This window comes from Vibrio sp. 1CM2L, assembly GCF_023161695.1.
Lineage (GTDB): Bacteria > Pseudomonadota > Gammaproteobacteria > Enterobacterales > Vibrionaceae > Vibrio > Vibrio coralliirubri.
This window is the reverse complement of the sequence record NZ_JALNTT010000004.1, coordinates 428,091-441,887: the sequence shown is the minus strand read 5'-3', so window position 1 is coordinate 441,887 and position 13,797 is coordinate 428,091. Positions and strand designations below refer to the sequence as shown.

Annotated in this window: 13 protein-coding genes; 8 read left to right on the top strand and 5 right to left on the bottom strand. The window is 45.1% G+C overall.

Translation table 11 applies throughout. The features are described from left to right. Window positions 1–473: 473 nt before the first annotated feature. Together MSG34_RS16775 and MSG34_RS16770 are read left to right on the top strand one after the other, a co-directional pair. Window positions 474–2,258, top strand: coding sequence for an SgrR family transcriptional regulator (locus tag MSG34_RS16775; RefSeq protein ID WP_248338648.1), 1,785 nt, complete (start codon window positions 474–476; stop codon window positions 2,256–2,258). A 187-nt stretch (window positions 2,259–2,445) separates the two neighbouring features. Next, a complete protein-coding gene (locus MSG34_RS16770; protein WP_248338645.1) occupies window positions 2,446–3,507 on the top strand; it encodes an MBL fold metallo-hydrolase in 1,062 nt (353 codons plus the stop codon). Window positions 3,508–3,618: 111 nt separating this feature from the next. Here MSG34_RS16770 and MSG34_RS16765 read toward each other — a convergent pair whose 3' ends face one another. Beyond that, window positions 3,619–4,044, bottom strand: coding sequence for a MarR family winged helix-turn-helix transcriptional regulator (locus MSG34_RS16765; RefSeq protein ID WP_017060573.1), 426 nt, complete (start codon window positions 4,042–4,044; stop codon window positions 3,619–3,621). A 97-nt stretch (window positions 4,045–4,141) separates the two neighbouring features. On the opposite strand from MSG34_RS16765, the gene MSG34_RS16760 reads away from it, so the two are divergent. The 4 genes from MSG34_RS16760 (at window position 4,142) to MSG34_RS16745 (ending at window position 7,491) form a co-directional block, all read left to right on the top strand. Continuing rightward, window positions 4,142–4,633 (top strand): DUF2798 domain-containing protein, encoded by a 492-nt coding sequence (locus tag MSG34_RS16760; protein WP_248338643.1) that lies wholly within the window; start codon window positions 4,142–4,144, stop codon window positions 4,631–4,633. A gap of 33 nt (window positions 4,634–4,666) precedes the next feature. Continuing rightward, window positions 4,667–4,972, top strand: coding sequence for a DUF3861 domain-containing protein (locus tag MSG34_RS16755; protein ID WP_017069212.1), 306 nt, complete (start codon window positions 4,667–4,669; stop codon window positions 4,970–4,972). A 206-nt stretch (window positions 4,973–5,178) separates the two neighbouring features. Beyond that, window positions 5,179–5,943, top strand: a complete 765-nt coding sequence (locus tag MSG34_RS16750) for a hydratase (RefSeq protein WP_048612850.1) — start codon at window positions 5,179–5,181, stop codon at window positions 5,941–5,943. A gap of 189 nt (window positions 5,944–6,132) precedes the next feature. After that, window positions 6,133–7,491, top strand: coding sequence for a Na+/H+ antiporter NhaC family protein (locus MSG34_RS16745; protein WP_048612851.1), 1,359 nt, complete (start codon window positions 6,133–6,135; stop codon window positions 7,489–7,491). A 143-nt stretch (window positions 7,492–7,634) separates the two neighbouring features. Here the strand turns inward: MSG34_RS16745 and MSG34_RS16740 are convergent, their stop codons facing one another. Beyond that, window positions 7,635–8,195 carry a cysteine hydrolase family protein gene (locus MSG34_RS16740; protein ID WP_048612852.1) on the bottom strand — a complete coding sequence of 187 codons (561 nt, stop codon included), beginning with the start codon at window positions 8,193–8,195 and terminating at the stop codon, window positions 7,635–7,637. Between the two features lie 107 nt (window positions 8,196–8,302). Here MSG34_RS16740 and MSG34_RS16735 point away from each other — a divergent pair, with 107 nt between their 5' ends. Beyond that, window positions 8,303–9,259 (top strand): helix-turn-helix domain-containing protein, encoded by a 957-nt coding sequence (locus MSG34_RS16735; RefSeq protein WP_248338641.1) that lies wholly within the window; start codon window positions 8,303–8,305, stop codon window positions 9,257–9,259. Between the two features lie 64 nt (window positions 9,260–9,323). Here MSG34_RS16735 and MSG34_RS16730 read toward each other — a convergent pair whose 3' ends face one another. From MSG34_RS16730 to MSG34_RS16720, 3 genes are all read right to left on the bottom strand, one after another. Beyond that, window positions 9,324–10,484, bottom strand: coding sequence for a multidrug effflux MFS transporter (locus MSG34_RS16730; protein WP_248338702.1), 1,161 nt, complete (start codon window positions 10,482–10,484; stop codon window positions 9,324–9,326). Window positions 10,485–10,794: 310 nt separating this feature from the next. Then, window positions 10,795–11,175, bottom strand: a complete 381-nt coding sequence (locus tag MSG34_RS16725) for a hypothetical protein (protein WP_248338639.1) — start codon at window positions 11,173–11,175, stop codon at window positions 10,795–10,797. Between the two features lie 155 nt (window positions 11,176–11,330). Further along, the gene (locus MSG34_RS16720) at window positions 11,331–13,043 is read right to left on the bottom strand and encodes an RluA family pseudouridine synthase (RefSeq protein WP_248338637.1); all 1,713 of its coding nucleotides are present in this window, start codon (window positions 13,041–13,043) and stop codon (window positions 11,331–11,333) included. Between the two features lie 291 nt (window positions 13,044–13,334). On the opposite strand from MSG34_RS16720, the gene MSG34_RS16715 reads away from it, so the two are divergent. Next, window positions 13,335–13,787, top strand: a complete 453-nt coding sequence (locus MSG34_RS16715) for an NUDIX domain-containing protein (protein ID WP_248338636.1) — start codon at window positions 13,335–13,337, stop codon at window positions 13,785–13,787. Window positions 13,788–13,797 lie beyond the last annotated feature (10 nt).

Sequence of the window (13,797 nt, the reverse complement as noted above, 5' to 3'; positions counted from 1 at the left end):
GAATTAAATTTGTCGAGTCGACAACAGAAATTTATCGAATGCGCGAGCGATTGGTACAACTGGGTTGAGAGGGGATTTGGAATGGAAAAGCGAGTTGAGACCTAACTCATATTGGGGGTAGGAGCATATTAGGTTGTACTCAACTCGCGTTAACTCGGTGCTTAAAAGTGTACTAATAACGCCAGTTACATAGCTCTATAAGTGTTCGTAGTGCTTCTCTTTCGAGCTTGCTACAGGTGCTTTTTTGCTTATTAAGATAGTATTTTCTCATGATGATTACTTCTCTTGTATTAGGCTTTGGTGGGAACTCAAAGTTCCTTGCTGACCCATTAATTATGGTCATTTAACAGGAAGTAATAAACAGACGGTTTTTTGGTAAGTTGTTCCTGTTTTTGTCTTTTATCGTCACTTAAAGGCAAATGTGTTTTATAATCGGCTTTATGAGGAAGGGTTGTTTCTAAAAGGTTCATTATTTGTCTGATCTAAACATGATGCGTTACTACACTCGGCTGGATTCGTTCGAGCCAAACATCTCACATTCGGTGACTTTGACTGAGGTGGCAGACAAGCTGTTTACCAGTTTGCGCCATGCACGAACCTTACTCGGCAAGATGCATCAAGCTGAATGGGTGGTGTGGGAGCCAAAAGTCGGCAGGAATCAACGTTCTAACCTGACATTGCGCTTTAGCAATCAACAACTGACTCAACATGTTGCCAGCAAGCTGATAGAGCAGGGTAAGTACGAAAAAGCGCTCTCTATTTTGGATGATGACCGCGCAGTGTTTGGCTCTCTTCTCCAAGAAACATCCGGTGCGACGATGCGCGAAGGGTTACTGCACGTCCAATTAACCTACAAACGTAAGTTCGAAGATCTGTTCCCGCACCATATTCATCGTAGTAGTGAACGATTTTTGATCAGGCAAGTGTTCAGTTGTTTAGTGACTTGTAATGGCAAAGGCGAGTTGAAGCCTGAACTGGCGCATCATTGGCAATATGATGCTGAAAAGCTCGTTTGGACTTTCTATCTACGCCCGGGACTTACTTTCCATGACGGACAGCCTGTGGATGCTAAGCAATTAGTTTCGATGTTTTCTGCGTTGCAAGCCTTACCTTTCTATCAAACAGAGCTTGCCCATGTCGCTTCAGTTTACAGTGAGCAGCCATTGAGGATCAGCTTTCAACTCACCAAAGCAGATACCGGCTTTGCTGGTTTACTTGCTGGCGTTAAATATTCGATTCAACCCGCAGCGCAAGTCACCCGTGAACCGTCGCCATTAAGTTCTGTGTCCCATGCTGTTATTGGTACAGGTCCATTTAAAGTGGTTGAGACCAACAATGAACGAATCAAACTCGCCGCATTTGAACACTATTATGGTTGCCGCTCGTTAACCGATGAGGTGACCATCTGGCAGTTTGAGGAATCAATGACGGGCACTGCTCGTTTCGATGATAGCCAAATGCACGTATCGCCATATGAAGATTCTTCTTGCTTCCATCAGTTAGGGAAAAGCGATGCGGAACTTGTTTCAGCAGACACAGACGGCCTTCGTAGCCGAGTCGAGGATGGGTGTTTGTTTATCCTATTCAATCAGAACTCAGCGGCTAGTCCACTAAATAATGAACAGCGCAAATACCTTTCAGAACTGACCAACCCACAAGCGATTTTGTCTCAGCTGGAACACAACAAGGGTTTGTTTAGTGTCTCTTTAGCTCAAAATATACTGCCAAGTTGGCAGAAGTTGTATCGAACGCCTTCGAAAGAGACACAACTGCCGAAAAAGATGAGTATTGCGGTTTATGATTATTACGCGTTGTATCGATGTGCGATTTGCGTATCCGACATACTCAAACGGTATGGCGTGGAAGTTGAGGTGAACACCTACAGTTTTCGAGAGTTGGCGCAGCTCTCTCAGAGTGGCGAGTTAAAGGAGGACTTGGTGTTGTGTAACCTCAACCTCGATGACAATGCCCCGTCTTCGCTGTTCTCATGGATGATGAACGATCCTGTTTTGCACTCTGCTTTAGGAGAGATGAACAGCGATTGGCTCAAGCAGCGCTTGGATAGTCATAAAGCATCGGTTGAACTGCCTAATTACTTGGCAGAGCTAGAACCCATCGCGTCTACTCTGATCTCAGATTATTGGTTAGTGCCCATGTTCCATCACTTACAGACCGTTCGTTTCCAAGGGATTCTGAAAAACGTTGCCATCACCAACTGGGGATGGCCAGATTTCAAGAATGTATGGTCTGCTGATTAACCTTTCTTACTAGCTAAATAACTAAGCTAACTCGTTGCCAAAGTTGGTTTTTCCAAAATCGATTTTGGCACGCTTACGTCTAGATAAATTAGAAGTTACACTCGCTGGTTTACTTTTTGGTTTTGATATGTAAACTAGTCGGTGTAGTTTATGTGTTGGGCCTATCTCAACCGATGAAGAGATACCAATGAAAAAATATCTATTACCGATTTTAGGAGTACTTGCCGTGGTCGCTATCGTAAGCACAGGTTCACAATCAAACGACAATCGAGATAAGCTTCCAAAGAAGTTTGTTAACAGTGAGTTGGAATACAAATCGGGTATGTCTGATATTTTTTCAATCTTGAAAGCATACGTGACTGTGGAAAGAAACGAGCCAGTGCCGCGCGCTGTATTGCCTTTGATTCCAATGACAGCTGAGCAATTGATCGAAGAACAAGACGACGTTGCTTACCGCTTAGGTCACTCAAGCGTGATGATGAAGCTGGGTGGTAAGTTAGTGATGACTGACCCTGTGTTCAGTGATCGTGCATCACCGGTGCAATGGATGGGACCAAAGCGTTTTCATCCGACACCAATCACACTGAAAGACCTACCCGATATTGATGTGGTGGTGATCAGCCACGATCACTACGACCATTTAGACAAAGGTGCCGTTAAGGTGCTCGCCGACAAAGTGGGGACGTTCTTAGTGCCATTAAGAGTGGGTGCGCTGTTGGAAAAGTGGGGCGTGGATAAAGAGAAGATCATCGAATTGAACTGGTGGGAATCAGCAACAGCCTCAGACATTGAGTTCACTTTGACGCCGACACAGCATTTCTCTGGCCGTGGCTTGCTTGATCGTGACCAAACACTGTGGGGTAGCTGGGTTATTAATGCTTCAGACAAGAAAGTCTTCTTTAGCGGTGACTCTGGTTACTTCAGCGGCTTTAAAGAGATTGGTGAGCGCTATGGACCGTTTGATTTAACCATGGTTGAAACGGGCGCGTATAACTCACTTTGGTCGGATATTCATATGTTCCCAGAGCAGAGTGTTCAGGCGCACATTGATCTGCAAGGTAAGGTGATGATGCCAATCCACAACAGTACCTTCGACCTTTCTATGCATGATTGGCAAGATCCAATGGAACAAGCTCTGGCGATTAGCAAAGAGCGAGATGTGCAAATGGTAAGCCCGGTGATGGGTGAACGTTTGGTGATTTCAGAGCCGGTACCTGTTCAGGCATGGTGGAAACTGGCATCGAATTAGAGTTGTCATCCAAATAGACATAGCTAAACCACTAAGCTGTACAACCCAACTTATACACAAAACGCCACCGATCTTACGATTCGGTGGCGTTTTTTTGTTTTATTTTTAAGATCAGCTTTCTAAGTTCTGCGCCATTTTCTTCGCAATTTTTCTGAATTGTTCCAACTCATCTTCGGCCATGCCTTTGGTCATTCTCTTCAGCATGTCTCGATCGATATCCGAGACCTTACTCATGATCTCTTGACCCTTATCAGTCAGAACCAATAACTGGCTGCGCTTGTCTTCCGGGTTCGGAGACTTTTTCACAAGTTCCTGATTGATCAAGGCATTAATAAGCCGAGTGACCTGTGCTTTATCACGATCTAGGAAGTGTGCGATATCGATAGCGGTACATGGAGACTTCTTAGTAATGATCTTCATGACACGAATGTTCATAGGTGCGATCTCTGAGTCTAAGCTCTCAATCTGTTCGCTCATTTGACGTTTCAAAGAGTGCACTAGACGAAAGATTGATTCTAGCGATGTGTTATCAGACATAAACGATCCTTAGAAATATAGTTGACATTATCAACCACTGTATTTATAGTTGACATTATCAACTTAATTGTTCGTAAATTCAAGACAGGAAATAGATATGACGATTCAAGCAACTCTAACGCCAACTCTTCCTGAGCAAAAAGGCACACCGGTTTTATACAAAATTTTGGCCATGATGAGCTTAATGCTGACGATTGGCGGCAGTTTAACGGCCGTGATGACCTACATGAATGTCGGATTCGGCGAGGCATTTATTGGCAACTGGCTTTCTTCGTTAGCCCTTGTTGTCGTGATCATGATGCCAATGGGCGCGGTGATGATGGCTTTAGTTACCAAAGCCGTTGCTAGAGTGTTCACAACTTATGGCGAGAAAGCTCGCAACCTGATCGTAGGACTGATCATGGCATTCATTATGGAGTCCATGATGGCATTTGTAACAGCGGCAAATAATATTGGATTTTCGGATACATCGGCGTTTACCAGTGGATGGTTTAATGGATTTATTGCCGCGCTTCCTATTGGCCTTACGATCATGGTCGTAATGTCGATGACGGTTAAACCTAAGCTAGAACGATTCATGAAGAGCTAGCCAAAACATTTCACAGCATTGTAGGAGATCCACATGAAAGCATTTACAGGCAAACACAATAACTACCGCATCACTATTGAAGAAGTGAGCGTTAAAGAAGACCGCGAACTTCAAACCATGCAGTTTGAAATTGAAGACAGAGAAAACATGTTCGCGATTGTTGAGAAGATCAAACAAGACAGCGGCTTAGATGAGCAATCAGCAGCACGACTGGGTGTGAGTATCCGTTTACTCGGTCCATTGATGATGCAAGATAGAAAGCATCCTCTGTTTGTTAATTTTATGCCTCACTTCAGAGACTTCATGCAAAACCTTAAGAAGACCTTGAAAGGGCAGTAAAGCCTAATCATCAGTAACACATCGAAAAGCCAGTAACGAACTTACTGGCTTTTGTTGTCTTTAAATCAAAATAATTTCAGTTGTTTGCGTCTAGAATGTGGGAAAATTGATGGCTGAATTTCCGGTGTAGCACCGTTGTTGAATTGTCTATTCAAGCTTTAAGAAATCCGATATTATACTGGTCATAAAACTAAAGGTGATATTATATGACAAATGTATTTAAACAAGCAGCTGAAGAACTGTTGAGTCGTCGCGTTGCTGGCACCAAAGCACCAAGATTGGACGAACAGTACCGTCCGAATAACTTGGAAGATGCGCTAAAGATCCAATCTTCAATGATCGATTTGAAAAGCGATAAAGTCGGCGGTTGGAAGTGCTTACTTCCTCTGGCTGAAGACAAGTTTGTTGTTGCGCCAATCTTCTCGGGCAGCGTTCAACAAGGCGAAGTTTGTGAACTGTTTGCAGACAACGACGTAGTGCGTGTTGAGCCTGAAATTGCATTTACGCTTGCTAAGAGTCTGCCTGCAAGCCAAGAAGGCTACAGCGAAGAGCAAATCAACGAAGCGATTGGTTCTTGTCACATGGCACTTGAGTTAATGCAATCTCGTTTTGCGGATGACAGCGGCGCTGAGTTCTATGAAAAGCTGGCCGATGGCCTAGTAAACCAAGGTCTATTTATTGGCCCTGAGATTGATCGCGAAAAAGCGTTCACTTCTGCAGAGATCAGTATTGAAGTGACTCAAGGCGAGCAAGTTCAAGCATTCGACGGTAAGCACCCGAATACACTGCCGCCAAGCCCAATTTACTGGTTGATTAACTACATGACGCGTCGTGGTGTTGATTTCCAAGCGGGTGAAGCTATTATCACGGGCTCTTACTGCGGTATCGTGGAAATGGAATTCGATAAGCCAACGACCTTCCACTACGAAGGCATTGGTGAATACCAAGTGACGTTCAAGCAGAAACGCTAATTTCTAGCGGCGCACTATCTGTTATCGAAAGGCTGTTTACTGATGAGTAAATAGCCTTTTTTATTACGTGATGCTCAATAGGGTTCTTATTACTTTGCATTAAATTAGGCGTTTAGACGTCTAGACGTTGACAAGTTCTAAGTGTGACATTAGTCTGCTCACCTTCCTGTTCTATTGTGTTGTCGTTCCATGTCCAATTCAAAAAATTCTAACGCGGTAATTGCACCTTCTGCAGTTGCGCTTATCCCTCTGATTGTCTTTCTTGCGCTGTTTATTGGCGTGGGTACATACTTGTCGCTACAAGGCGTCGATTTTGCTTTCTATCAGCTTCCAGCTCCGATTGCGGCTCTGCCTGCCGTGATGTTAGCGTTGCTATTGAGCAAAGATAAATTGAACCGTGCGATCGAGCAGTTCTTAGGTGGCGTGGGTCACAAAGACATTATTGCAATGTGTATGATCTACCTATTAGCGGGTGCTTTTGCTGCTGTGGCTAAAGCTTCTGGTGGCGTGGACGCGACGGTAAACCTTGGTCTATCGGCTATCCCAACGAGCATGATCCTACCGGGCATCTTCCTTATTTCGGCGTTCATTGCGACCGCAATGGGCACATCTATGGGTACTATCGCTGCGGTTGCTCCTGTTGCACTAGGCATTGCTGATTCAGCTGGCATGAGCATTCCTCTAACCGCTGGCGTGGTGCTAAGTGGCGCTATGTTTGGTGACAACCTTTCTATCATCTCAGACACCACGATTGCTGCGACACGTTCGCAAGGCTGTGAGATGAGAGACAAGTTTAAAGAGAACATCCGTATTGCACTGCCTGCTGCACTTATCGCGATTGTTATCTTTGCTTTCAACAGCACAGCGACTCAGGTACCTGAAACTGGCCCAATTGAATGGCTGAAAGTCCTTCCGTACATCACTATCCTAATCCTTGCAGTATCGGGCATGAATGTATTCGTTGTGTTGACGATTGGTATCTTGCTAGCGGGTGGTGTAAGTCTAGGTTCTGTTGAGAACTACGGCTTGACGGATTACGCTCAAGACATCTACGCAGGCTTTGGCAACATGCAAGAGATCTTCTTACTGTCGATGCTGATTGGTGGTTTGAGTGAGCTGATGCGTCGCCAAGGTGGATTAGCGTTTCTGACTAACTTAGTGAGTGGTTTGATTCGTGCATTTGGTTCTTCTCACTCTAAGCAAGCAAATGGCCGCGCAAGTGAGCTAGGTATTGCTGGCTTGGTATCAATGGTGAACCTATGTACGGCAAACAACACCGTAGCAATCATTGTTTCTGGTAGTGTTGCTCGCCAATTAGCTGAAGAGAACGATGTATCTCCACGTCGCTCTGCAAGCTTATTGGATATTTTCTCGTGTGTGATTCAAGGCGTATTGCCTTACGGTGCTCAGGTGTTGCTATTGGGCTCTGTGTTTAACCTATCGCCTCTAGAGATCGTGTCTAACTCTTACTACTGTTTCGCGCTTGCTATCGTGGCTGTGGTCGCTGTGTTTATTAAACACCCAGCACGTCAAGTGGCTCAAGCTTAGTAACAATTGACCAAACTGAGTGATCACTGGCTCTGACAAGAAGGCTCCAAAAGGGGCCTTTTTTGCGCCTGAAAGAATTGTTTGGAAGCTGACTCTGATTTGAAAATAGACAAAACCGCCCATGTGGACGGTTTTGAGCCTTACTAAAGTTGGCTTTCAAGCTCGCTAGCGGTCGCGACATTGCCGTAACCAAAGCTCAGTGCGGCCATAAATGCCGCATGGACCTGCGCAGCGGGAACCTTAACACCGTTGAACTCCATGTCTAAGGTTGTGCAAGCATCATGCGCTACGTGGCATTCGTAGCCTAAATCGGTAGCTGCACGAGTCACAGCATCGATACACATGTGGCTCATTGCGCCGACAATGATCAGTTTCTCAATGCTTTGATCTTTTAGCACCTTGTTCAGTTCCGTATCTCTAAAGCTATTGATTTGATGCTTTACGACAACAGGTTCACCCTCTAGCGGAGTCACGCTGTTGTGGATTTGAGCGCCGTCTGAATCCGGCAAGAAGAAGGGTGCTTCGTTGGTCGGAAATTCATGGCGTACATGAACCACAGGAAGTTGCTTGTCTCTGAAAGCCTTTAATAATTGTGCACCTTTTTCGGCTGCCTTTTCTGTTTCAGACAGTGCCCACTTTGCACCCTCGTATGAAGGGAAATAATCATTTTGAAAGTCGATAAGTAGTAATGCAGTGTTCTTCATAGTCTATACCTTTGTATTTGGTGTATTTGGTGTATTTGGTGTATTGCGGTGTAGGGATATTATGAATACTCTGTAGTTTTTATCGCACGTCAAAAATGACAGACTCTATGGCAATAGTGACAAAATCAGTTGTGGTCGAAATCATCGACTATCCAGGCTCTTTGCAAAGTGCCGTGTTCGGAGTGAAAGAGTTTCTTCAGTTGGCGAATAGCATTGAGTCTTCCAATGAGCAGGTTCAGTTTCATGTTGAAATTAAGCCTCACGACGACTTGTCTATGTCGACCAACGGATCACTTGAGAACTCAAAGGCCGACATTATTCTAGTGCCGCCAAACTTAGATGGTAGATACTACCTAGAACCAGATGAAGGGCTATTGGACTACCTTGTGCAGTCTCATCAACGTGGGGCGATCCTGTGTTCTGCTTGCGCAGGTGTGTTTATTTTGGCGGGAACGGGTTTGTTGCAAGGACGAACCGTGACAACGCATTGGCAAGCTCAGCAACAATTTTCGGAGCACTATGCTGACGTCGATGTTGATGTCGACAAAATATTGATCGATGACGCTGACATTATTACTGCGGGTGGTTTGATGTCGTGGATGGATCTAGCTTTGTTTATCCTGACTAAATATACGACGCCGACCAATACTCGTAATCTCGGTAAATACCTAGTGCTTGATACGGGCTTACGAGAGCAGCGCTACTATCAGAGTTTTGTGCCGAATTATGCTCACGGCAATGACAAGATTGTATCGGTGCAGCGTTTTATTCAGAAGCATCATCATCTCCCTTTGTCGCTCGATAAATTGGCAGAAGAAGCCTTCATGACTCGAAGAACCTTTATCCGACAATTTACTAAAGCGACCAGCTACACGCCGATCAATTATATCCAACACGTACGTATTCAAAGTGCGTGCGAGTTATTGGAAAGCTCACACAAACCGGTAGAGCAGATCAGCTACCTAGTTGGCTATGAGGACGTAAACAGCTTCCGAAAAGTCTTCATGAAAATCATTGGCTTAACACCATCAAGGTTTCGCTCTAGATTTCTATCAGAGGAATGATTTTTATTAGTCACCATTCCTCTGGCTTATCGACTGGTACTGTCAGCGACTATCGTGGAAGGGCCTAATTCAGCTTCGTCGTCACGAACTCTTTGTTTCTGACCATTAGCCACATCAGGCCGCCAAGCGTACCGATGGATAATTGAATAAAGCCTAGGTTTTCAATCAGTGACTCTGGGCGTATTGAAACTAATACCATGCCAAGCGAGCCACAAATCATGCTGAAGAACTGTATCAGTGCGACGGCAGAACCTGTGTCATGATCTTGTTGATTCAACATTAAGTTGGTGCCCGGTACTCGCATGATGATCGCCATCAGTGTTGCTGGTGCAGCGATGAACATAAAGAACCAAGGGGACAGGCCACCAATGGTAAGGGTGAAGATTCCGGCAAGCGCTAATAAAGCAAAACATCCTGAGATGACCTTTTGAACCGGCATTCGGTAGGACAACTTCATGTAAATTGTTGGACCAAATGAGGCGCATAATGCATTGAATGCGAACGCGTAGCTAAACTGCTGTTCGGTCAATCCAAAGTGATCGATGTAGATATAAGAACCCGCCGCAAGAAAGCCCATCAACGCCATCGGTATGATAGAGAAAATGACCAGTAGCTTGAGGAACGAGCGGTTTTTCATGACCACGCCCATTCTTCCCCATGAACGGAACATGGAACCTTGGTATTTGGTTTCGAGTGTTTCTCGGTAGCAACAAGCTAATACTGACGCAAATGCACCAAAAATGGCGAGGGTGACGAACATCATTCGCCAAGACGCAATTTTCAGTAGAAAGGCACCAAATACAGGCGCAACCATTGGTGCGATTATCACCAGTGACATGATAGTCGCCATGATCTTTTCACGTTCTCGCCCATCATAAAGATCTTTTACGATGGCGGTAGCGATAACGGTGATAGCACTGCCAGCAAAGGCTTGGAATACACGAGCGCCAATTAACTGTTCGATGCTATTGGTCATCGCACACAATATGCTCGCGACCATATAACCCGCTAATCCAATCAATAGGATCGGCTTACGACCAAATTTTTCGCTGAGCGGCCCCCAGAACAAAAGACCGATGGCGTAAGTAACGAAGTAGCTGCTCAGGGTTAAGTTGACCATGGATCGGTCAGTATTAAACACCTCGACCATCTGCGGGAGTGCAGGTAAGTAAAGGTCGATGGTCAATGGAGGGAAAGCACTTATTATGACGAGAAAAAATAGCATACCGGTCTTTCCCAGTACTGGTTGTGGTCTCTTCAAGGTGGCTCTCCGTTGTCCAAAATAGGTTTTTAATTGGTGTGATATTGCTATACAGAAGGCTAAGGCACGTCAGACAAGAAGGATAGAGTCGTTCAAGAATATGGTGAAAGTATCGATGAACTTATCTCTATGAGTTCGAATCTATGAAGTCGGTCTGCGCACTGAATTGTATTACAAAACATTATTGCTTTTATAGCTAACGAGTTCAATCAGTTAGTAGCAGTGTAGCTTGTAATCGCCAGCGACACATTGTAATGATTATCGACTTGGCTTGTTATCTTTTCTTTGGGCGTTTTTCGACTAAACCGTTACGCTCTAAACCACGTCGAACGCTGCTGCATAGTTTACCAAAGCGGCGCAGTTCTTCGAAGTTAGGGCCTTGGCCAATGGAAATACTGTGCTCCCAATACATTAACTCACTGTCGACCATCTCTAGCAGTTTCTTAGAGCAACCCGAGCAGTTTCCTTTTGGCCCACAGATAAACGTCTCCGACTCGTAAAGTGGGAGTTCGTTTTTAACTTCTGCAATTAAGTTAAGCATTGCCGAGTTTAAGTCTGGCTTTTTGGATGTAAGTGGCTTCAAGCTCGGTGCTTGAGTCGCAATTAATGGGGAAGTCAGTTTGTTAGGTTGTAAATTCAAAGCAGCTGATGACATATCAAAGGCCTCAAGGAGAGAAGAAGGTGGGCATGCTACTCTTCACGACAAAGTGAATCTTGATGTAGTGCAATAAGCGTGGAGATATACCCAAAAGAGGTAGGAGCCACAAGTGGTTGTGACTCCTTATCAAAGCTCGGTACTAATGAGAGGTTTTAGAATTCAGCGTCGAACTGGAATTCCATCCACTCTTTGGTCACAGGGTGGTGCAGCGCAAGTCTTTCTGCGTGTAAGTGCAATCGGTCGGCTTTATTGCCATATAGGCCATCACCGACGATAGGCATGTTAAGGCCTTCTTCGTGTGAACAGTGAACACGCAACTGGTGTGTACGCCCTGTTTTAGGGTGCAGGTAAACCTTAGTGGTTTGCTCGTTTCGCTCAATCACTTCCCATTTGGTTTCTGCAGGCTTGCCGTGTTCGAAGCAGACAATCTGGCGAGGGCGGTCATACAAATCACCACGCAATGGCAGTCGAACATAGCCTTCATCTTCTGCTAGAACGCCTTCAATCATTGCCACGTATCGCTTCTCGACTTCACGAGTAATGAACTGCTTCTGCAAGCTCTTGTTCGCACGTCGTGTGAGAGCGAAGATTAGAATGCCAGAGGTCGCCATGTCTAAGCGATGAATAACAAATGGGCCTTCAACATCGGGATGCATTTCTTGAACGCGTGTGTAGGCGGAATCTTTGATGGTTTTACCCGGCACGGATAGAAAACCTGCTGGCTTGTGCACTACCACGATGTGCTCATCTTGGAACAGAATATCCAGCTCTTTGCCTTCTGCTGGGTTCTCTAGCAATGGGTTTGGGTCGACTTCAAGGCCTTTCATCATATGACCTAAAATCGGCACACATTTGCTCTGACAAGAAGCGTAGTATTTCTTGTGCTTACGGATTTCAGATTTTGGTGAACGACCCCACCAAAATTCAGCCAATGCCAATGGCGTGTAACCATTTAAGTACGCGTATTGCAGCAATTTAGGCGCAGCGCATTCACCAGAGCCTGCTGGTGGTATCTTGTTTGGCGTGTTTTCAAAGATCTGGTTAAGGTCTTCAACGTTTCCTTCTGCATTTTGGAAAGCGTATTGTGAAAACAACTTGTGTTGAAGCTGATGAGAAATATGTGCTCTTTGCTCTTTTAGCTCAGCCAGTTGAGAGGTGAACACATCAACTTTAGCCTGCAACACTTGCAGGGTTTGTTCCCAGTTGAGTTTTAGGTACTTCTGCTGGTTCTTGTCGGCAACACTGGCCTTGTTTAGCTCGTTATTTAGCTGTTCGAAAGCTTGCTCATCAAGGTTTTCTTTACCTTGTTCACGTTGTTCTTTACGCGTTTTTCGGCCTTCAATAATCAATAGGCGTTGAGCTTCAATCTCTTGCTCCGCTTGCGCTTTTTGCTGCGCAAGTTGCTCGAACAATTCAAGGTATTCAGTATTTGCTTGCAGCGCTTTAAACTCAGCGTTTACAGCCATCATATCGGCCGTATCTTGATGGAAAAAGCTGTCGCTGCTGAGCATGTCGAACACGGGCGGTACAAAGTGAGGTAATAGGTTTTGGTCGGCGATCTTTCCAGAGAAAGCAGAGAAGTAACCCAATTCACCTTCAGGGCTTTTCACCAGTAACACACCAAACATTTTGCCGCGACCAGCGTCAGAATCCAGTCCGAAGTCATGCTGCCAGTCGGTTTGAGTTTCTAGATACTGTTGAAGCTGATGAGAAGCGATTTCACACAATGGGTGCGGTTCGTAGTAGAACGGGAATGTGAAACGCTCAGGCAACGAATATGACTCGATCGGCTGTTGAAAACGAGTGAAGCAATGCTCAGGTGTGTGGCTGTTTTCTGAGTCGTGCGTTGGTTTTGATGAGTGCATAGTCGTATTAATACTTATATCGTGGTGATAAATGGTTGTGAGTCTACTGTGTATGTTTAGAGACGTTAAACACAGTACAAGGCGGCGATTCTACTCTTTATCGAAAAGCGCCTCAAATAAGAAATGGCTCTATTACTGGATAGCTAAGCGAGACGGTTAATACTGAACCCATGAGCTATAGCTTGAACGCCATTAATTGATGAGTAACTTCTCGTTTTTAATCATAGAAGACAATTTAACAAACCAAGGGTGGTAGCCTTGCCAACCTCTTATGAAAACTAAGGTAACGTTATGATTCCACTCAATACTTCGATTGTCTCCGGTGTCGCTATTTCAGAGATCGACGGACAAATGAAAATGCTACTAATGAAGCGTGTGAAGGGCGAGTTTTGGTGCCATGTCGCAGGCTCGATTGAAGCAGGTGAAACAGGCTGGCAGGCTATCGTGCGCGAGTTTGAAGAAGAGACCCAAATTAAGGTGGAAGCTTTGTATAACGCGCAGTTTCTGGAGCAGTTTTACGAGGCGCACGTGAATGTGATTCAGCTAATCCCTGTGTTTGCGGCACTATGCCCACCCAACCAAGCGATTGAACTGAATGACGAGCATACTGAGTACCGTTGGTGCAATTTAGAGGAAGCGAAAGCACTTGCGCCGTTCCCCAACCAACATGCCGTCTACGATCATATTTGGTCGTATTTTGTCGATAAGCCAGTCAACCCGCTTTACCGAGTGAAATTGACCTAATACTGGCTGG

Excerpts from the sequence above, each read along its gene's own strand:
- MSG34_RS16770 (WP_248338645.1), top strand. The coding sequence starts at position 2,446 with ATGAAAAAATATCTATTACCGATTTTAGGAGTACTTGCCGTGGTCGCT.
- MSG34_RS16765 (WP_017060573.1), bottom strand. The coding sequence starts at position 4,044 with ATGTCTGATAACACATCGCTAGAATCAATCTTTCGTCTAGTGCACTCT.
- MSG34_RS16760 (WP_248338643.1), top strand. The coding sequence starts at position 4,142 with ATGACGATTCAAGCAACTCTAACGCCAACTCTTCCTGAGCAAAAAGGC.
- MSG34_RS16755 (WP_017069212.1), top strand. The coding sequence starts at position 4,667 with ATGAAAGCATTTACAGGCAAACACAATAACTACCGCATCACTATTGAA.
- MSG34_RS16750 (WP_048612850.1), top strand. The coding sequence starts at position 5,179 with ATGACAAATGTATTTAAACAAGCAGCTGAAGAACTGTTGAGTCGTCGC.
- MSG34_RS16745 (WP_048612851.1), top strand. The coding sequence starts at position 6,133 with ATGTCCAATTCAAAAAATTCTAACGCGGTAATTGCACCTTCTGCAGTT.
- MSG34_RS16740 (WP_048612852.1), bottom strand. The coding sequence starts at position 8,195 with ATGAAGAACACTGCATTACTACTTATCGACTTTCAAAATGATTATTTC.
- MSG34_RS16735 (WP_248338641.1), top strand. The coding sequence starts at position 8,303 with ATGGCAATAGTGACAAAATCAGTTGTGGTCGAAATCATCGACTATCCA.
- MSG34_RS16730 (WP_248338702.1), bottom strand. The coding sequence starts at position 10,484 with ATGCTATTTTTTCTCGTCATAATAAGTGCTTTCCCTCCATTGACCATC.
- MSG34_RS16725 (WP_248338639.1), bottom strand. The coding sequence starts at position 11,175 with ATGTCATCAGCTGCTTTGAATTTACAACCTAACAAACTGACTTCCCCA.
- MSG34_RS16720 (WP_248338637.1), bottom strand. The coding sequence starts at position 13,043 with ATGCACTCATCAAAACCAACGCACGACTCAGAAAACAGCCACACACCT.
- MSG34_RS16715 (WP_248338636.1), top strand. The coding sequence starts at position 13,335 with ATGATTCCACTCAATACTTCGATTGTCTCCGGTGTCGCTATTTCAGAG.